General features: G+C 44.6%; 16 protein-coding genes. 9 read left to right on the forward strand and 7 right to left on the reverse strand.

All coding sequences use genetic code 11. The features are described from left to right. Positions 1 to 530: 530 nt before the first annotated feature. Together WA407_RS12085 and WA407_RS12090 are read right to left on the reverse strand one after the other, a co-directional pair. On the reverse strand, positions 531 to 1,505 hold the full coding sequence (locus tag WA407_RS12085) for a PfkB family carbohydrate kinase (protein WP_235307910.1): 975 nt from the start codon (positions 1,503 to 1,505) through the stop codon (positions 531 to 533). Positions 1,506 to 1,527: 22 nt separating this feature from the next. Then, a complete protein-coding gene (locus tag WA407_RS12090) occupies positions 1,528 to 2,562 on the reverse strand; it encodes a LacI family DNA-binding transcriptional regulator (RefSeq protein WP_336077434.1) in 1,035 nt (344 codons plus the stop codon). 506 nt (positions 2,563 to 3,068) lie between these two features. Between WA407_RS12090 and WA407_RS12095 the strand changes: the two genes are divergently transcribed. From WA407_RS12095 to WA407_RS12120, 6 genes are all read left to right on the forward strand, one after another. After that, positions 3,069 to 3,953 (forward strand): ABC transporter permease, encoded by an 885-nt coding sequence (locus WA407_RS12095; RefSeq protein WP_230584986.1) that lies wholly within the window; start codon positions 3,069 to 3,071, stop codon positions 3,951 to 3,953. 14 nt (positions 3,954 to 3,967) lie between these two features. Beyond that, complete coding sequence (locus WA407_RS12100) at positions 3,968 to 4,849, forward strand: carbohydrate ABC transporter permease (protein WP_013309484.1); 882 nt, start codon at positions 3,968 to 3,970, stop codon at positions 4,847 to 4,849. A gap of 18 nt (positions 4,850 to 4,867) precedes the next feature. Then, positions 4,868 to 6,487, forward strand: a complete 1,620-nt coding sequence (locus WA407_RS12105) for an ABC transporter substrate-binding protein (RefSeq protein ID WP_235307912.1) — start codon at positions 4,868 to 4,870, stop codon at positions 6,485 to 6,487. Between the two features lie 98 nt (positions 6,488 to 6,585). Then, positions 6,586 to 8,124, forward strand: a complete 1,539-nt coding sequence (locus WA407_RS12110) for a glycoside hydrolase family 32 protein (RefSeq protein WP_336077435.1) — start codon at positions 6,586 to 6,588, stop codon at positions 8,122 to 8,124. A 242-nt stretch (positions 8,125 to 8,366) separates the two neighbouring features. Next, positions 8,367 to 8,915: a helix-turn-helix domain-containing protein gene (locus WA407_RS12115; protein WP_336077436.1), complete on the forward strand. Its 549-nt coding sequence runs from the start codon at positions 8,367 to 8,369 to the stop codon at positions 8,913 to 8,915. Positions 8,916 to 9,015: 100 nt separating this feature from the next. Beyond that, positions 9,016 to 9,531, forward strand: coding sequence for an acyl-CoA thioesterase (locus WA407_RS12120; RefSeq protein ID WP_013309488.1), 516 nt, complete (start codon positions 9,016 to 9,018; stop codon positions 9,529 to 9,531). Between the two features lie 110 nt (positions 9,532 to 9,641). On the opposite strand, the gene WA407_RS12125 is transcribed toward WA407_RS12120, so the two are convergent. Next, complete coding sequence (locus WA407_RS12125) at positions 9,642 to 11,108, reverse strand: RICIN domain-containing protein (protein WP_336077437.1); 1,467 nt, start codon at positions 11,106 to 11,108, stop codon at positions 9,642 to 9,644. A 227-nt stretch (positions 11,109 to 11,335) separates the two neighbouring features. Here WA407_RS12125 and WA407_RS12130 point away from each other — a divergent pair, with 227 nt between their 5' ends. Then, a complete protein-coding gene (locus WA407_RS12130; RefSeq protein ID WP_254326023.1) occupies positions 11,336 to 12,028 on the forward strand; it encodes a 4'-phosphopantetheinyl transferase family protein in 693 nt (230 codons plus the stop codon). Between the two features lie 52 nt (positions 12,029 to 12,080). Beyond that, on the forward strand, positions 12,081 to 13,670 hold the full coding sequence (locus WA407_RS12135) for an amidohydrolase (protein WP_336077438.1): 1,590 nt from the start codon (positions 12,081 to 12,083) through the stop codon (positions 13,668 to 13,670). A 69-nt stretch (positions 13,671 to 13,739) separates the two neighbouring features. Here WA407_RS12135 and WA407_RS12140 read toward each other — a convergent pair whose 3' ends face one another. The 3 genes from WA407_RS12140 to WA407_RS12150 all read right to left on the reverse strand — a co-directional run bounded on the left by WA407_RS12140 (position 13,740) and on the right by WA407_RS12150 (position 16,880). Continuing rightward, on the reverse strand, positions 13,740 to 15,365 hold the full coding sequence (locus WA407_RS12140; RefSeq protein WP_235307917.1) for an S-layer homology domain-containing protein: 1,626 nt from the start codon (positions 15,363 to 15,365) through the stop codon (positions 13,740 to 13,742). Positions 15,366 to 15,522: 157 nt separating this feature from the next. Next, complete coding sequence (locus WA407_RS12145; protein ID WP_336077439.1) at positions 15,523 to 16,374, reverse strand: DegV family protein; 852 nt, start codon at positions 16,372 to 16,374, stop codon at positions 15,523 to 15,525. A 32-nt stretch (positions 16,375 to 16,406) separates the two neighbouring features. Beyond that, a complete protein-coding gene (locus WA407_RS12150) occupies positions 16,407 to 16,880 on the reverse strand; it encodes a hypothetical protein (protein WP_069291559.1) in 474 nt (157 codons plus the stop codon). Positions 16,881 to 17,099: 219 nt separating this feature from the next. Between WA407_RS12150 and WA407_RS12155 the strand changes: the two genes are divergently transcribed. Then, positions 17,100 to 17,483 (forward strand): DUF423 domain-containing protein, encoded by a 384-nt coding sequence (locus WA407_RS12155; RefSeq protein ID WP_235307919.1) that lies wholly within the window; start codon positions 17,100 to 17,102, stop codon positions 17,481 to 17,483. Between the two features lie 106 nt (positions 17,484 to 17,589). Here the strand turns inward: WA407_RS12155 and WA407_RS12160 are convergent, their stop codons facing one another. Continuing rightward, complete coding sequence (locus WA407_RS12160) at positions 17,590 to 18,138, reverse strand: hypothetical protein (RefSeq protein ID WP_235307920.1); 549 nt, start codon at positions 18,136 to 18,138, stop codon at positions 17,590 to 17,592. Positions 18,139 to 18,405 lie beyond the last annotated feature (267 nt).

An 18,405-nucleotide genomic window follows, 5' to 3' on the forward strand; every position in this document is an offset into this window, starting at 1 on the left:
GTGCTAAAAGAGGATGCACGCCTCATCCAACAACTAAAAGTATCGAAGGATGATATCAGGATACTAAAACTCTATAATATGATGGCAGTAACTTAACAATGTTTTGTTTTAATTAGGTTAATTAGGCAAGAGCTTTCTCGTTCTGTCCACTGTCATTGTTTACAATGCCTGAATAGTTGATCGAATTATCATTTTACTCATAGATGTATCATCAGGATCATTTATTGCATTAGCAATAGCTTTGCAATCCGATCAGGATAAATGCTAAGTCTGCAATATGAATTATAATGGTTTATGAGAATATCTGAGTTAATTAAAGATGAAAAGTTTTTGGCAATCGAAAAAAATCCTGGCCTGCCTTATATAAAAGAAAACGACTACGTAGGATAAGTACTCGTTTTCTTTTGATTAAACTCCCTCGATATGATTTAGTTTCCTCACTTCTCCTTCCAAAGAATAACTAAAAAGGTGTCCAGCGACCTTAGAGATCGTCGGACACCTTTTGCTGTTCTTACGCTTCGTTTCTTGATTCAACCTTGCGCTACGAAACGATTAACTTCTTCTAACGACGGCAAGGCTGCAATCGCTCCAACTTTAGTGCACACGATGGCGCCGACTTGATTGGCAAGTGTCACAAATTCCTGCTGCTGCTTCGCGTTGGAGGTAAATGCCTTAGGCTGACTCAGCTGGCTGATTTGATACAGCATTGCTCCGACGAAGGCATCTCCGGCACCAGTAGAGTCGATCGATTTGACAGCGATACTGCCGATTAACGAACGGGAGGCACCACTTGAGATGAGGGTTCCTTCTTTCCCTAAGGTAACCGCCACCGTCTTGGCTCCCAACCCATGTAAAAGATCCAATGAAGCATCGCGGTCAGCCAGCCCTGTAATGATGTTTAATTCCTCTTCGCTTACCTTTACCAAATCCGCATTGTGTATTCCTCTTCTGGACAGTGTGATAAATTCCTCCTGCCTGTCTTTCCAGAGGTCCCCCCGGTAATTGGGATCAAAGGAGGTGAATTGCCCATTGGCCTTCGCTCCATCCAATAAAGACAAATACGCTTCTCGGAAAGGATCGGCGAGCAAGGCCGTTGCCGAGCCAAAATGCAGAATGGCAGCCTGCCGGGTCCATTCTCTATCAATATCCTGCAGAGACAGTTGACGGTCAGCTCCGCGGTTGAACACGAAATCCCGTTCGCCGTTAGCGGCAAGGGAAACAAAGGCCAGTGTAGTCGGCGTTGACGGATCAAAAAGGAGCATGGACGTATCCACATGCTGCTCATCCAACGTTTGCTTCAGGTACATGCCAAAGGGATCAGCCCCAACTTTCCCCAAGAATGACGCTTTTCCTCCGAGCTTGGCTACGGCTGCGCTTACATTTGCCGGAGCGCCGCCGGCCTGCTTGGAGAAATGCTGGCCCTTGGCAAGATTAACATCAATATCCGTGCAGAAAAAATCAATGAGCAACTCGCCCACACAAAGAACCGTTCTGTCATTTTTCACTTTAATTCACCTCTTGGTAGATTTAGTTTAGAACAGGGGTCGAGTCCCGGTATACGATATCCGTTGCGACATGAGTCACTCGGTATGGCATGGTATTGTCTTTGATTCTGGACAATAACATTTCGGCTGAAATAATACCCATCTGACTACTATAAATATGCACGGTTGTAAGATGAGGCTCGACAACCCGGGATTCCGAAGCATCATCGAACCCGCAAACAGCAACATCTTCCGGGACTTTAATCCCTTTGTTTTTCAAAGATTTGATCACGCTGATGGCAATGAAATCATTGGCGCAAATAAAGACGGAGGGACACTTCCTCAGGGCATCCAACTGCTGTTCCATCCAGTTCTCCTCTATAAAGAAGTTGCGGTCAGGCGCTACAATGCTAAGGGCAGGATCTACGGCGATTCCTGCTTCTGCTAAGGCCTTATTAAATCCGGCCCAGCGTTCATTGAAGCTTTTGCAATGATTGTAATCGCCTACAAAACCGAAGCTTTCATAGCCATGATCGATCAATTTCCGGGTAACACAGTATGTGCTGTGTTCATTTTCCATTAATACCAGATCCGCCTTCAATTCTGGATACATCATATCCGCAGCGCAATCAATAAAAATGGTTGGGATGCCAAGATCTGTGATCAGCTTGCTGTATTCCTTGCTGAACATTTCGATGCAGAAGATGCCAGCCACATTCGAAGGTTCAAAATTGCCGGGTAGAGTCATTGAATTGATATCATTCTCACGAACAAAATAAATAGATAAAGTATAGCCCTGTTTGCTGATTTCCTTCTCCAGTCCGCTGATCAACAAAGATCCAAAGTGTGAGCTATTAGGAAGATTACAGGTCAAAAGTGCGATATTGCCCTGTTTTTCAGAAGCTGTTTCCATATAAGAAAATTGTTTGTATTTAAGCTCCATTGCTTTTTTGACCACCTTGTCCCTAGTAACGGCGGGAATACTCTCCACTCCATTAAGCGCCTTGGAGGCAGTGTTTCTGGAAATCCCCAAGGCATCAGCGATATCTTGTATCGTAACCTTTGACTTTCTCGTCATATTGTTCACCTTATTCTCCGAATTAAGATTCTTCATATTTCTAAATATATAGTATTTTCATGTTTTTAACAATGTATTTATTCAAATGAATAATAAAAGTTTACGTTTGTTTATTTATATTGTGCAATTTTGATAGATTTTTGCTGAAAACATTACAATTATCTTGAAATACGCTTTTTAAATGAATTTTTCACCCGAAATATATTGACTAATTAAATGTGCATCTGATAAATTGTAAGAGTAAAATATGTTCAAATGTAAATTGTAAGCCCATTCATTTTGGGAATGTGTAAAATTCTCGTTCTGTTGGAGGTGTGGATATTACAAGCAAGTATTTGAAAAACATCTTGGTTAATTATGTCAGAGAGATGACATAACATGGCTTATATTTTGTGTCGTATAACAAGCCGTGAACAGTAGGAGGGAAAATATTGGCAAATTCGATCGTTCAAAAAAGGGGACTAAAGGCTTCAGAAACAAAAAAAAGAAACCATTGGTTAAGCTATATGCTTCGAAATTATATACTGTATTTGTTTCTGCTTCCGTCCATAATTCTTACCGTCATTTTCAAGTATGTTCCCATGTACGGCTCGATCATTGCGTTTAAAAATTTCAGCCCAAGAAAAGGCATCCTCGGCAGTGAATGGGTTGGATTTGAACATTTTCAGCGGTTTCTTTCATCACCAAATTTTTATGACATTTTAATGAATACGCTTAAATTAAGCGCTTACGGTCTTATTCTCGGTTTCCCAGTACCAATCATTCTGGCCTTAATGCTAAATCTGGTCAGAGGAGCGAAGTTCAAGAAGAATATTCAGCTTATTGTATACGCACCTAACTTCATCTCGGTTGTTGTTGTTGCCGGTATGCTGTTTGTTTTTCTATCGCCAGCTGGAATAGTGAACGCTTTGGTAACAACCTTCACCGGCAAGCCGATTGCTTTTATGACTGATCCTGCCTATTTCCGAACGGTATATATTTTGTCCGGTATATGGCAAACAGCGGGCTGGTCCTCTATCATTTATGTGGCCACCTTAGCCAATGTGGACCCGCAGTTGCATGACGCTGCAACAATTGATGGCGCTTCATTGATGAAGAGAATCTTCCACATTGATCTGCCAGCTCTTAAACCCGTCATGGCCGTCCTGTTCATTCTCGCTGCAGGAGGTATTATGTCGATCGGCTATGAAAAGGCTTACCTGATGCAGACGGCTTTGAACACACCTACCTCGGAAATCATCGCGACTTACGTATACAAGGTGGGGTTGCAATCCGGCGATTATGCTTATTCTACGGCAATCGGGTTGTTCAATTCCGTAATTAATGTATTCCTATTGATTTTCGTAAATACCGTCGTCAAGAAGCTGAACGAAGGAGAAGGGCTGTATTAAAGAAGGAGGTATTTATGGATATTCATTACACCGGGAAGGACCGGATTCTGCTCATCATCAATTATATTCTACTTGGTTTGTTTGTTCTCGCTATTCTGTTACCGCTGGTTTATGTGGTGCTTTCGTCCTTTTTAACTCCAAATACCCTGATTACCAAAGGGTTTGCCATTACATCATCAGACTGGACACTCACGGGATATGCCAAAATCCTAAGCAACAGTGCCATGATCCGCGGTTTTTTTAATGCTATTTTTTATTCAGCAGCCTTTGCGTTCGCAACCGTATTATTTTCCGTCTTCGCGGCTTATCCGCTTGCGATTGAAGAGTTGGTAGGGAAACGGTCCATTATGATCTTTTTCCTGATAACGATGTTTTTCGGTGGCGGTCTGATTCCTACCTATCTGGTGATTAAGGATTTAGGCATGTTGAATACGGTCTGGGCCATTATTCTGCCCGGCTCGATCAGCGTATTCAATATTATTCTGGCAAAGACTTATTTCCAGGGACTTCCGAAAGAACTGTTCCAGGCGGCGAGTATAGACGGAGCTTCCGAGCTCAGTATTTTCTTTAAAATCGTCCTGCCGCTTTCCAAGCCTATTATTTTTGTTCTAGCTTTATACGCTTTTGTCGGACAGTGGAATTCTTATTTCGACGCCATGATTTATCTGGATGATCCGAAGCTGTTTCCGCTTCAACTGGTACTGCGCTCCATTTTGATACAGAATCAGGTTCAGCCCGGCATGATTGCCGATGCGATGGCACAAGCGGAGCTTAAGAAATTGTCTGAAATGATTAAGTACTCTGCCATTGTTATATCAAGTTTGCCTTTGATTGTCATGTATCCATTCTTCCAAAAGTATTTCGAAAAGGGTGTCATGGTAGGTTCGATCAAATAACAAATCGGGGGAATAGAGATGAAAAAAACATTACTAACCTTGTCTGTGTTGGCACTTTCTACTTCACTGCTTGCCGGATGTGGCGGTTCAGGCAATAATTCTGCGGCATCCGAAGATTACAAGCTGGAAAATGTTAATCTGCCGCTTAAAGAGAAAGTTACTTTGCATTTTATGACTCAAAGCTCGCCGCTGGCACCTTCTGATCCAAATGAAAAGTTGATTTATAAAAGACTGGAAGAAAAAACAGGGGTGCATATCGATTTTACCAACTTCACCTCCGATTCCTTCATTGAAAAAAGAAACCTTGCTGTTGCCAGTGGAGATCTTCCAGATGCCATACTGGATGCCGGATATTCCGATTACGATTTATTAAATCTCGGAAAGGATGGAACTATTATCCCTTTAGAGGATTTGATTCAAAAATATATGCCGAATCTGCAGAAGGTATTGAAGGAAGCACCTGAGTACAGATCCATGATAACCGCACAGGACGGGCACATTTATGCCTTTCCTTGGATTGAAGAACTGGGTTCTGAGAAGGAGAGCATTCATTCTGTAAACGACATGCCATGGATCAATGTGGAGTGGCTGAAAAAGCTGGGACTTAAAATGCCAAAAACCACCGAGGATTTAAAAAAAGTTCTGCTCGCATTTAAAAATGGCGACCCTAACGGAAATGGCCAAGCGGATGAAATCCCGCTGTCCTTTATGCTCAATAACGGCAATGAGGACCTGAATTTTCTGTTCGGATCATTCGGTCTTGGGGACAACGGCGATCATACGGTAGTGACCAATGAGGGGAAAGTGGTCTTCACTGCCGATCAGGATGGTTATAAAGAGGGGATTAAATATCTTAATGAGCTGTATAAGCTGAACCTGATCGACGAAGAGTCATTCGAGCAGGATTACAATACGTATCTGGCCAAAGGCCAGAATGAAAAATATGGTCTCTACTTTCAATGGGATAAGGCGAACATCTCAGGAGATAACGATAAATATGAATTGATGAATCCGCTCGCCGGGCCAAGCGGTGAAGTCAATGTGACCCGCACGAACAATCTCGGCTTTGACCGGGGGAGAATGGTGATTACCAGTGACAACAAAAATCTTGAGCTTACGGCAAAATGGATTGACCAACTGTATGATCCTATCCAGTCCGTACAGGACAACTGGGGCACCTACGGCGACAAAACTCAGCAGAACATTTTTGAATACGATGAAGCGAGTCATATGCTGAAGCATCTTCCGCTTAAGGGAACGGCCCCTGTCGAGCTGCGGCAAAAAACGAATATCGGCGGTCCATTGGCAATTCTTGACGAGTATTACGGAAAAGTAACGACCAAGCCCGATGATGCAGTGGGACGGCTTAAGCTCATGAAGGAAAGACTCGTTCCTTATATGAAGGCTGACCATAATTTCCCGAAAGTCTTCTTCTCGCTGGAGGATCAGAAGCAGATCTCCACATTGGAAACCGATTTGTTTGCTTACGTTAACCGCAAGCGGGCGGAATGGATCAAGACGGGTAAAGTGGAAGAAGAATGGGCCGAATATAAAGCCGAGCTGTCCAGACTGGGGCTAGATAAATGGCTGGAAATCAAACAAAAAGGCTATGACAGATATCTTAAAGATCAAGGCTGAAACATTTAAATGGTAGTATCTCAAATTCATTTGCAAACGAGCAAACTCAAATTATTATGTTAAATACCTTATCAACAATTAAAAGGAGAGCGGATACTATGAAAGAATTAAAAAGTAACTATAGTGAAACGTACAGGCCTCAATTTCATTATTCACCGGAGAAAAATTGGATGAACGATCCCAACGGCTTGGTTTACTTTGAAGGAGAGTACCACCTGTTCTACCAGCATACCCCCCATGATACGCAACCTGATTTTGGCAACATGCATTGGGGTCATGCGGTAAGCAAGGATCTAGTGCATTGGACTGAGCTTCCACCGGCAATTCCACCTGGGGAGGACGGAGCGATCTTCTCGGGGAGTGCGGTGGTGGATAAGAACAATACCAGCGGATTTTTCGACGAGGAAGGATCAGGATTGGTTGCCATTTATACGAATGAGGGCAACAAGTCTCAGCCTGGAAAGCCGCAGGTGCAAAGCATTGCTTACAGCAAGGATAAGGGTCGAACCTGGACAAAATATGAAGGTAACCCGGTTTTATTTCCAACGGACACGCTAGACTTTCGTGATCCGAAGGTGATTTGGCATGATGAATCATCAATGTGGATCATGGTTCTTGCCGTAAGGGACCGTGTAGAATTTTACACATCTCCAAACCTGAAAGAATGGTCTTTTGCAAGCGAATTCGGTTCCGACATTCCGCATATCCACCGAGGGATATTTGAATGTCCTGATATATTTCGAATCCAAGTGGATGAGGATTTTAATACCACGAAGTGGATTCTGATGCTAAGCGTCGGGGATAGAAATGGTGTGAATCCAGACGATCCGGAACCACCGGCAGGCGGTTCTGGCATGATGTATTTCGTAGGCAGCTTTGACGGTAAGTCGTTCACGCCAGATGAAGCGTTGGAATCTATCGATACTATCAAATGGGTAGACTATGGATCAGACTTTTACGCGGCCGTGTCCTGGAATGGCATTTCGAACGAAGACGGACGGAAAATTTGGATCGGCTGGATGAATAATTGGCGTTATGCTACCACGCTTCCTTCAAAGGAATGGCGTGGCAAGACATCAATTCCCCGGGAGCTACAGCTAAGGACTTACCCGGAGGGGCTTCGCCTAATCCAAACACCCATAAATGAATTAAGTCAGCTAAGAAAACCGATTTTGTCTCTGCAAGATTTGACGATTAAGCCAGGTATGAACGTGTTGTCTGATATTTCCGCAGCCAAGGCAGAAATTATTGCAGAATTTGAAATCGGTACTGCCGTGGAATTCGGGTTTAAAGTACGAAAGTCCGCCAATCAGGAGACGATCATCGGATATAATATCTCGAATGAGGAATTGTTCGTCGATCGGACGAAGTCGAGCGCCACTGATTTTCATTCCGATTTCACAGCAATACACAAGGCCACTATGAAGCCAGAGCATGAGAGGATACAGATGAGCATTTATCTGGATTGGTCAAGTGTCGAAGTGTTCGGCAATCATGGAAAAACAATCATTTCAGACATGATTTTCCCGGACTTCGAAAGTAAGGGTCTAGAACTCTACGCCATTGGTGGAGAACTAAGGATCGTGTCGCTTCAGATCAATGATCTGGTAAGCATTTGGGGAAATGAGAATGTTTAGACGTTAACTATTGATATCATTCAAATTTTAATTATCTCACGAAGGAACTCATTGAGTAGCGAGTGTCAAATTGATTTTTCAATTTGACACTTTTTTATATTGGATAAGATAATGAGTTTGTGTAAGCTAAATAGCAATAAGTCTGTTAAGACTTAGTTGTAGATTCATTTTCGAATGAACCTCTCTCGGGTAAATTGTGTATTCTTCTTATATAGACTTTTGGATACAAGGAGGCAACGTCCGTGGATTCAATGCAGCATATTATTGGCTCTAATTTGGCTCAAATCAGGAAGACTAGAGGATTAAGTTTGGATAAGGTGGCTGAACTGACAGGGGTCAGCAAAGGGATGCTGGCTCAGATTGAGAAGGGGAAATCCAATCCTACGGTAACAACCCTTTGGAAAATTGCAAACGGTTTGCATGTATCCTTCTCCACCTTTCTCAAAGAAGACCCGCCGCAAATCACGAAGATTCGGAGGGAAGACCTGCATCCGGTTATTGATGAGGACGGTAACTATTTTGTTTACCCTGTATTCCCGTATCACGCTGAAAAGAAGTTTGAGGTGTTCACGGTAAGTCTGAAGCCAGGCTTTACACACCAGGCAGAGAAGCATCTGGGTGAGGAAACGATTCTCATGATCCGTGGGGAGATGTACTTTGAAATGCAGGGGCAACAGCTCAAGCTGAGTGCAGGGGATGCTGTGCAATTTCAAGTATCTGACATACATACCTACCGCAATGATTCGGAAGATGATGCCGATTTTTATGTATTGATTTATTATGCGGATTAGTGGGATGATTAGCATAGTCTAAAACAGGCTTCCACAACAGGATTTTGCAAAATCCAGAGATATAAAAAGAGAGCAACGAGGAAAAGAGAGGAAAGAACCCATGGAAAGCAAGTACATCCGAGAAACCTACTGCTTCAAGACGTCCCGAGTATTTCCCAACGATATCAACAATCATAACACGCTCTTCGGCGGCCGATTGATGTCGTATATCGACGATATCGCATCTATTGCAGCTGCTAAGTTGTGTCGTACGAACACAGTTACAGCCTCTACGGATTCGGTGGATTTTTTGCTACCTATCCATCCGAGTGATTCTGTCACGCTGGAAGCGTTCGTAACCTGGACAGGCCGTAGCTCGATGGAGGTGTTCGTAAAGGTAATTCGTGAAGGACTGATGACTGGCGACCGAAAAATCGCAGCCACAGCCTTCCTGACCTTTGTGGCATTAGACGAGAACAACCGTAAAGTGACCGTGCCGCAGGTGATTCCAGAAACAGAAGAGCAGTTACAATTGCACCAGACGGCTCCATCACGCGCAGCCATACGGCGTCAGCGGAGGGAAGAAAGCAAGCAGCTGGCTAGTTTTCTGACAACAGATTATCCGTGGGAACTGTAACGTACTAGAGATTATCAATTTCATCGTTTTACGTAAAAAGGAGCCGTCTTTTCCGTTAGCAGTCTACCATGATCTGCTTGGAATACGGCTCCTTTTGAAAATAACTTGAGCTATTCTACTTTAACTACACGGAAATGCTGATTTGTCCCACCGTTATCGCCCCATTGGATGGCTTTAGCTCCATCGGCGGTGGCGCCTTCAGAAATATCGATCAGCTTGCCAGTTGCCCGATTTTTCAGCTTGTAATAACCACCGGTTACGGATACTAATTGCCAATGCTGACTGGACCAGCCTCCGTCGCTCCACTGCTCAATAACTGTACCGTCTGTTGTCGTACCGCTTTCAACACCAATTAGCTTTCCGCTGTTGCGGTTCATAATTTTATAATATCCGCTGCCTGCATCTTTGAGCTGCCATTGCTGGTTTGCTGCCCCGGAATTTGCACGCTGCTCCAGATCTGCGCCGTCCGTCGTTGCATTGCCAATAATGCTTAGTGGCTTATTGCTCTTGCGATTCACTAGCTGATAATAGGCATCTGGATCAATGGCAATTGGCGTCGTTATCCCCTCGACCACACCACTGGCGGTGTCAATATGAATGCTGTCGAACCAATCCATGGCTAATGAAGTCGCTGTTGGAAAACGCAGTGGCAACCATACATATTGAGAATCCTGCACAGGACCGCTCCACGCACCCGCCCAACGGTCGCCCAAATACAGGTATGAAGTTGTCTGGGCACCTTCAACAGGGATCACGTAAGCCGACTGTGAACCATATGTCGTACCGTCCCCGAAGTTTATCGTATTACTCCAGGTTCCTTCAATGCTGGATGCAGTAGCATACTTGGCCTGATTGGGATTCCAGCCGGTTGCCCCGGATGTAATCAGGAAGTAGACGTCTCCTTTTTTGAACATCGCCGGAGCTTCACGATATTGTCCAGGCCAAAGTGTAGTCACCAGCGATTCAACTTGCAGAAAATCCGGTGTCAGTCGATAAATGTTCAGATCTGCGTTTACCTGGGTAGCCGAAATGAGGTAAGCTGTACCGTTATCGTTGTATACGGTCATATCGCGCGAATCGTAATCCAGAGGACGGAAGCTGCCCTGATACGTGTAATCGCCGTCCACCGTATCGGAAGAGGCGACAGCCACTCGGGCCTCGTTGTAATTAACCCCATTCTCCTTGTGCATCCATAATACGTATTTACGTGTTTTTTCATTATAAATCACTTTCGGACGTTCAATATTCGAAACATTCAGCTCTACGGCGGAGCTGCTGGTCAGTACGTTTTTACGAAACTCCCAGTTTTTTAAATCAGAGGAACGGTAGGCGGATATCGCCTTGAACGTGCCGTTGGGATTACGATTTTCACCAAACCAATAATAGTAACCGTCTACTTTAATCATACCACCCCCATGGGCATGGACCACGTTTCCATCTGTATCTTTAAACTGAATGCCATTCACGACATTCGCTGAAGCGGCTGAAGCGATCTTAGGTGAAAACATCTGAAAAATGCTCAACGTCAGCAAAATAGAGAGCATAATACACAGCAAGCGGGCAAAATCATATTTCATTGTTTCGTCCTCCTCTGTATGTGTTATTTTAAAGCGCTTTCATTAATGGACTCTATGAAGTAGTTTTAATAGAGCTACTTATCCCAATTGTATCCATATTGAATTGAAAGTGCTAGAGTAGTATATTGACCATGTACACGGCACACGCCATCCATATCTAACAGACTTCCATCGAACGGTGAGTGTTACAAACTGGCTGATATTCATTAGGTATACAGGAGGCAACCATGAAAATATACGCGATTGATACGAGCAAGCCGGAGGCTGAGGAGCATTACGAATCACTGGTAAATCAGGTTTCGCTGGAAAAGCAGCAGAAGTTAGATCGTTTTTTACATCGGGAAGATGCTTTGAGGGGGTTATATGCCGATGTGCTGCTAAGATGGTTGGCCTGCCGGCAATTGAAGGTATCTAATGCCAGTCTTCAATTTACATACAATGCATTCGGTAAGCCTTCCTTGATTAATGCACCCGCATTCCATTTTAATGTTTCTCACTCGGGAAAATGGGTGGTATGCGCTATTGATGATCACCCGCTTGGAATTGACATTGAGCAGCTCCGTCCTATTGATTTGGAGGTAGGTAGAGTGTGCTTTTCGGACACAGAGTATGATGCGTTAATGCGTCAGGACGCAGACAGCCGCTTATCGTATTTTTACGATCTATGGACGCTTAAGGAAAGCTTTGTCAAGGCCGAGGGGCAGGGACTAACCCTACCGTTGAAGTCTTTTTCATTTGAGCTAAAGGCACAACCATTCATAGGCTTCACGACAGAGGGCTTTACCACCGAGTATTGTCATTTTAAGCAGTATGAGCTGGATCAGGATTATAAAATGGCTGTCTGTGCAGCTCATGACCAATTTGCCCAGCAGGTGCAGCAGATAGATATAAATACACTACGCTTGGAAGTGGCAACATAGGCGTAATATGAAGTGGATATGCGTATAGTTGAAAAAAAGGAGATGAGTGGCGTTGACATTCGTTTTGTTCAAGCACGGCCGGTTGTATGGGGAGTGGGCTTTCAAAGGAGAATCTATCGTTGTACAGCATGGACGGATACAGGCCATCGGGTATGCTCGGGAGCTTGAATTACAGTTGTCCGGTAAGGAATATGAAACTGTGGATTGGGAAGACGCTTATGTACTGCCAGGCTTAACCGATTCACATATGCATTTGTCTATGCATGGTATGAAGCTGGCTATGCTGGATTTAACATCAGCTACCTCCAAGGAAGAGATGCTGGCTATGCTGCGCAAACGGGTCGCTGTAACACCGCCGGGAGAATGGATTTTAGGACTCAACTGGAATGAAAATGCGTTTATTCCTGTTGAAATACCGGATATAGCCGAGCTGGATGCCATTACAGATCAGCATCCGGTATATCTCACTCGTACGTGCTTTCATACGTTCTTGGCCAATTCAGAGGCATTTCGACGTGCGGGTATTAACGAGGACACCCCTGACCCGGCTTCGGGAGCCTATGGGCGAGATGCAGATGGACGGTTGAACGGATTGATTTATGAGGAAGCATCCTTTGCCTTTACTAGTGTGCAGCCAGAGCCGGATTATTCGGTTAAGAAGGATACGATTCGGCGGGCTTGTATGGATGCGCTAAGGCTTGGTTTGACTGCTGCGCACACAGAGGATTTACGTTTTTTGGGCAGCGTGGAGACGATGCAGCAAATTTACAGGGAGCTGAGGGAAGAAGGTCTTCCTTTTCGCACACACCAGCTCATCTATCATCCATTTTTGGAAGAAGCGAAAGTGCAAGGGCTGCGTTCAGGTACCGGAAATGAGTGGTTTAAAATCGGTGCGATAAAAATGTTTGCCGATGGCGCTATTGGTGGAAGAACGGCTTTATTATCCGAACCTTACAGTGATGCTCCACATACCTGTGGAATGGCGATCCAACCGCAGCCAGAGCTGAATCAGATGGTGGCTGCTGTCAGAGCAGCAGGCTATCCGGTGGCTGTGCATGCCATAGGGGATGGGGCGGCGCACATGATTTTGACAGCGATGGAGGCTCATGCGCTCACGGAGGAAAGCGGTTTGCCAGACCGCCTGATCCATGGACAGGTGCTTAGGGGTGATTTGGTCAAGAGAATGGCGAAGCTGCCGCTGATCGCGGACATCCAGCCCCGTTTTGTCGCAAGTGACTTCCCTTGGGTACTGGGTCGGGTGGGGAAAGAACGGACTGAATATTTATATGCCTGGAAAAAGCTACTGGAAGCAGGCATTCCATGTGCTGGAGGTAGTGACGCGCCGATTGAGCCGTTAAACCCTTTTCTTGGTATTCATGCGGCAGTGACTCGTGCCAAGCCGGAAGAAATGCATGAGGGCTATCTTCCCGCTGAAAAGCTGGATGTACATGAAGCCATTCATTTGTTTACCACGGGAAGCGCAGTAGCAGCCGGTGAGGCTGATGAAAGAGGGACGATAGCTGAAGGGAAAGCCGCTGACTTTACAGTCATTGACCGTGATGTATCGGAAAGCCCGCAAGCTTTACTTGATGTTAAGGTACGAATGACAGTTGTAAACGGGAAAGTTGCATATCGGTCATAGGCTGGGAATAAGTATATATGTCAAAAGCCTTCAACTTCACTTTTCATGTGAGGTTGAAGGCTTCGTATTTTATAAACCACGCTGTATAAATCGGTCTGCGTTTTTTACACTGGACCACAGATCAGAGCTGGCTCCGCCCGGATACCAGTAGGCGAAGCCAGCAAACCCAGCATCCTGTCCCAAGCGATACTTACGAGTGAAGGATCGTCCTTCCTCGAGCCACAGCTTATGAAGCTGCGTGTCTTTGTAAGACACGGCATACTGCTGAATATCCTCATTCCAGATTGGTTTGGAGCCGGAACGAGATACTAGCTGGTTTTGCTGATCTAATGAAATATCAGAGGAAGCGATTGATTGCCCGCTAGCGTTAAGCGTCCAGTTCCGTGTAAATAATGGCAACGCCAAGATCGCTTTCTCCGGATCGGTGGTTTGTACAAAACGCCGCACGCTTTCACGGAGCCATGGCAGTGAGGACACAGAGCCGGGGATCGAGCTACCTCCCCAATGCTCGTCATATCCCATCAGGATCAGATAGTCTGCCGCACCGCCAAGCTGTTTATAATCAAACGCGGCAGTCCAGTCCGTTCCGTAATCAGGAGATACACAAATCGCCAGTACCGTATTCTGACTCTTCAACTTAGCTTTTAATTGTTGGACGAACAATGTTAAATTGGCACGATCCTGACCATCTACATTTTCAAAATCAATGACAAGTCCGTTCAAACCGTACACTGATACGGCATTAGCAAGCTGAGTTATGGTTGTATTTCGTAGAACCTCACTGGACAGAATTTGGTGCGTCAGTGCCAGGTTGGAACGGTTGCCTACCATCGCCCAGATATTTTTATGATGCTGTTTGGACCAGGCAAGCAGCGACGAATTGGTATAATCGCTGATAATACCTGTTTCATTTAGAAAAAACCAACGTGGTGATAGGGTGTTGATGTTGGATTGGAGCACCGTATTTTCAAACTGCTGAACGGTTTGATCATATTGCCAGCCTATTCGGATGGAAGAAGCGGTGGAAGCAGTTTGGTTAGCATGCTTTGTTGAATACGTTAGCAGTCGTTCCAGCAATACAGCTGTTTCTTCACGGGTCAGAGAGGATGCAGGGCGGAAATAGTTACTTTCACCTTTCATAAAGCCGTAACGATTTACGGTGGTTACCGCATCAAGGGCCCAATCTGCAATTTCGCCAGTATCTGTGAAGGAGGAAGTAGCATCTCCTGATCCGCCCGAAGAGCGGATGAGACGTGCGATCATCAAGGCCGCTTCTTGACGGGTTATAGGACTATTAGGTTGGAATGTGGCAGACGTTCCCCCCTGAACGATATTGAGTTGAGAAGCTGCTTCAATCCATCCATAGTACCACGTCTTTTTGGCAACATCTCGGTAGGAGGAAACGGCCGCTTGTACAGGCTCCAGACCGAGTGTACGGTCCAGTGCGGTAACCCATTCGGCTCTGGTAACAGCCTTTTTAGGAGAGAAGTAACCAGGTTGTGTACCATTCAAAATTCCTTTAGCGTGCAGGGAAATAATAGACTGATAGGCATAGCTGTGTGCAATATCTTGGAACGTAGCGCCGGATGCTGCTGCTGGAGCAGCTAAGTACGAAGTGAATGTTGTGAATATTGTGATGGCTGCAGTTGCTGAAAGCGTGAGCCTGGTTAACCAACGTGATCGTTTGGAACTCATACCAAATAACCTTCTTTTTTATGATAGATTGTAGACTCATATATCGTTACTCGACGAATAATACTATCAAAAAGAGGAAAGTTATTCATTGCTAAATTGCTGGAAAAACACCAAAAAACCCGCCACCTATGCGGCAACGGGTTTGATATTGGATAAACTATGCTTTTTTGGCATACATAATACCGATGGTCTGTGGACCACAATGACTGGAAATGACACAGCCTGCTGTAGTTAGCAGTACCTCTTGTGCGTTCGTTTCTTCTTTCAAGCGAGCTTGCAGCATCAGCGCGTCTTCCTCGGCCAAAGCGTGCACGACAATAATGATATCGTTATCCATCTGATCTCGTTGATTCAGTGCATTTTGCAGCATCTGATCCAAAGCTTTTTCACGTTTGCCGCGGACTTTGTAGGCAGGCGTCATTTTTCCGTCAATCACTTTGATCACCGGACGAATTTTGAGCAGACTGCCGATCAGGTTTTGCATGCCTGAACATCTTCCGCCTTTATACAGGTATTCAAGTGTATCAATGACAAATTCCGTGTCTATGAGCGGCCTGGTTTTCGTCAACATGTCTACAATCTGCTCTATCGTATTGCCGTTGGCTGCCGCACGAGCAGCTTTCATCACAAGCAGGCCAAATCCGCACGATAAATTCAAGGAATCAAAAACCGTAACGCGGCCTTCCGGAAATTCAGAGGCAGCGAGTAGCGCATTCTGGTACGTCGATGATAGCTCGGAAGACAGACTGATATATAAAATGTCGTCCCCTTGTTCTATGTAGGGCGCAAAGGCTTGAATAAAATCCGACGGAGAAGGTGCGGCGGTACGTGGTAAATGTCCCTCGCGGCTTACACGTTGAAATAATTGTTCCGGGTGAATGTTCACCCCATCCTGCAATGCCTCATCACCAAATACTGTATACAATGGCACAATGCTAATCTCGTACTGTTGACGCCAGTGAGCAGGAACATCACTGGTACTGTCGGCAAAAATTTTAATTTTGTTCATACATTGAATCCTCTCTGTGTGATGCAGAAAAATTATAAAGATTGCACGGAGGAAGGATAGATATCCGCTGTGCTATTCGGAACGGAAAGACCGATGGCCAGAAGAGCAATAAAGCCTACAATAATAAGTGCATTAATGATTAAGCCTGTAATAGCAAAGGTTTTCTTACGGTTTTTTAACGCAATTCCAATGATACCGACCACAAGTCCGCTACAATTCAGCAACAGGCTGCCTAAAAAAATAAAAGGAAGCAGTACCGTTCCGGTTTGCTGCAGAGCGACTTCCGGGTTCAACGTTTGGTATTGGCTGAAATGAGCCAGCAGATTAATAACCATAATAGCCAGAATAATATATCCGATCAGGCTGACAAGCGACATAATAAAAGAAGCAATTCCGGGACCGGAATGTTTGAGCTTGACCGGAGGCTGAAACACAGGAGCTTCTGAAAAAACAGGGTGCTCCTCAGACGCAGCAGGTTTTTGCAAATTAGGATCTTGGTAACTCATTTTTTCCACTCCTTGAACATAGTCCGAACAGGTACTAATTTTCCACAAAATAAACAAAAAAGCAAGCCATCTTACACATTACCCTTCAAAAGACAGGGTCTAATCATCCAATTCTGTATGCGGTCTGTTCACACACGCTGGCTGGTAAACTTCATACGGTTTCGATAAAATAAGAAGAACATTCGGCTAAAAGGATGAGATGAAAAGGAGTACACAAACATGCAACGAAAATGGATATTTGTGGGATCTATAATGATGATGTTGGCGGTAGCCATTGGAGCGTTCGGGGCACATATTGTGAAAGCCCGGATCGACGCGGATGCTTTGGCCGTGTATGAAACAGGTGTGAAATATCATATGATTCACGCTGTCGGTTTGCTGATCATTGCGTTGGCTGCCGGACAGTGGGGTCCTTCCAACCGTTTAAGATGGGCGGCGCGTCTGTTATTGACGGGTATCATTTTGTTTTCTGGTAGCTTGTATGTGCTAAGTTTGACCGGAATCCGTGTGCTGGGGGCTATTACCCCTCTAGGAGGCGTGTGTTTTATTGCAGGATGGGTATTGTTGGCATGGGCTGCCATGGGTCTGAAGAAAGAGAATTAGAGTTCTTTTCGGATAATGCAAAAAAAGAGAATGGACAAGAAAGACGTCATGTTTTTCCTGCCCGTTCTCTTTTTTCATGCTTCGTTTTTTTGTGAAGTATTTACATTTACGATGTGATTTCATCGATCTCATTCATTTTAAAGGAGTACACTTGCTTCTCATCTACATGATACACACTCAGCAGGCTATTATCATGATCCAGGTTGAGGATGCGGCAAGGAATGCTGCGCTGTCCGCCATAGCGGTTCACGATTAACCGTACAAGCGTATTATCATGTATATAGCGTTTGATCCATTCATACGTACTAAGGTCTTGTTGTGTTGCAGGCTTTGGCTGTACCTGGGATTGTTTGATTTCTTGAACGACTGGTGGCTTGTTCGTAATTGCGGCTGATTTCTTTTTAGAGAATTTTTCCGCGAGCGTAGCGGCTGCATCAGATGGGCTATTCACGGCTGACTGTTTTTTTAGGTACAGTGCAGCTTCAATTAAATTGCCAAGTTCGATACCGGATTGAATCCGGCTATCCGCAATTTGCTCATTTTGGCTCAAGAGATTAAGCAGGAACTGAAGGGCCTCTACGTTCGAACGACCTTTAACTAATACATCTACATTAAATAAATAACTGGTTTCGTCTTGATTTGATTCCTTTTTCATACATCCTCCAGCCCAAGCCATGGGTAATTAGTCTTTTATAGTACCTATCAATATATCATTAAAACGTAATCTATCATAGTGCCTAAGGCCCTGTTGTTGGATATTAACAAAAATAAAATCTATATAAAGCCCTATGCGTAAAATTTTCACAGATAAGCAAAGCCAGAGTTACATATACAGAGAATAAAGGAGGTAGGGGGTGAAATCAAGTAGTTTAAATTTTAAATATATTACAGTGGGGAAATATAATATAACGAAGCAGTATCA

This window comes from Paenibacillus sp. 203, from assembly GCF_037027525.1.
GTDB classification, from domain to species: domain Bacteria; phylum Bacillota; class Bacilli; order Paenibacillales; family Paenibacillaceae; genus Paenibacillus; species Paenibacillus polymyxa_B.

Excerpts from the sequence above, each read along its gene's own strand:
- WA407_RS12090 (WP_336077434.1), bottom strand. The coding sequence starts at position 2,562 with ATGACGAGAAAGTCAAAGGTTACGATACAAGATATCGCTGATGCCTTG.
- WA407_RS12095 (WP_230584986.1), top strand. The coding sequence starts at position 3,069 with ATGCTTCGAAATTATATACTGTATTTGTTTCTGCTTCCGTCCATAATT.
- WA407_RS12100 (WP_013309484.1), top strand. The coding sequence starts at position 3,968 with ATGGATATTCATTACACCGGGAAGGACCGGATTCTGCTCATCATCAAT.
- WA407_RS12105 (WP_235307912.1), top strand. The coding sequence starts at position 4,868 with ATGAAAAAAACATTACTAACCTTGTCTGTGTTGGCACTTTCTACTTCA.
- WA407_RS12110 (WP_336077435.1), top strand. The coding sequence starts at position 6,586 with ATGAAAGAATTAAAAAGTAACTATAGTGAAACGTACAGGCCTCAATTT.
- WA407_RS12120 (WP_013309488.1), top strand. The coding sequence starts at position 9,016 with ATGGAAAGCAAGTACATCCGAGAAACCTACTGCTTCAAGACGTCCCGA.
- WA407_RS12125 (WP_336077437.1), bottom strand. The coding sequence starts at position 11,108 with ATGAAATATGATTTTGCCCGCTTGCTGTGTATTATGCTCTCTATTTTG.
- WA407_RS12130 (WP_254326023.1), top strand. The coding sequence starts at position 11,336 with ATGAAAATATACGCGATTGATACGAGCAAGCCGGAGGCTGAGGAGCAT.
- WA407_RS12140 (WP_235307917.1), bottom strand. The coding sequence starts at position 15,365 with ATGAGTTCCAAACGATCACGTTGGTTAACCAGGCTCACGCTTTCAGCA.
- WA407_RS12145 (WP_336077439.1), bottom strand. The coding sequence starts at position 16,374 with ATGAACAAAATTAAAATTTTTGCCGACAGTACCAGTGATGTTCCTGCT.
- WA407_RS12150 (WP_069291559.1), bottom strand. The coding sequence starts at position 16,880 with ATGAGTTACCAAGATCCTAATTTGCAAAAACCTGCTGCGTCTGAGGAG.
- WA407_RS12155 (WP_235307919.1), top strand. The coding sequence starts at position 17,100 with ATGCAACGAAAATGGATATTTGTGGGATCTATAATGATGATGTTGGCG.
- WA407_RS12160 (WP_235307920.1), bottom strand. The coding sequence starts at position 18,138 with ATGAAAAAGGAATCAAATCAAGACGAAACCAGTTATTTATTTAATGTA.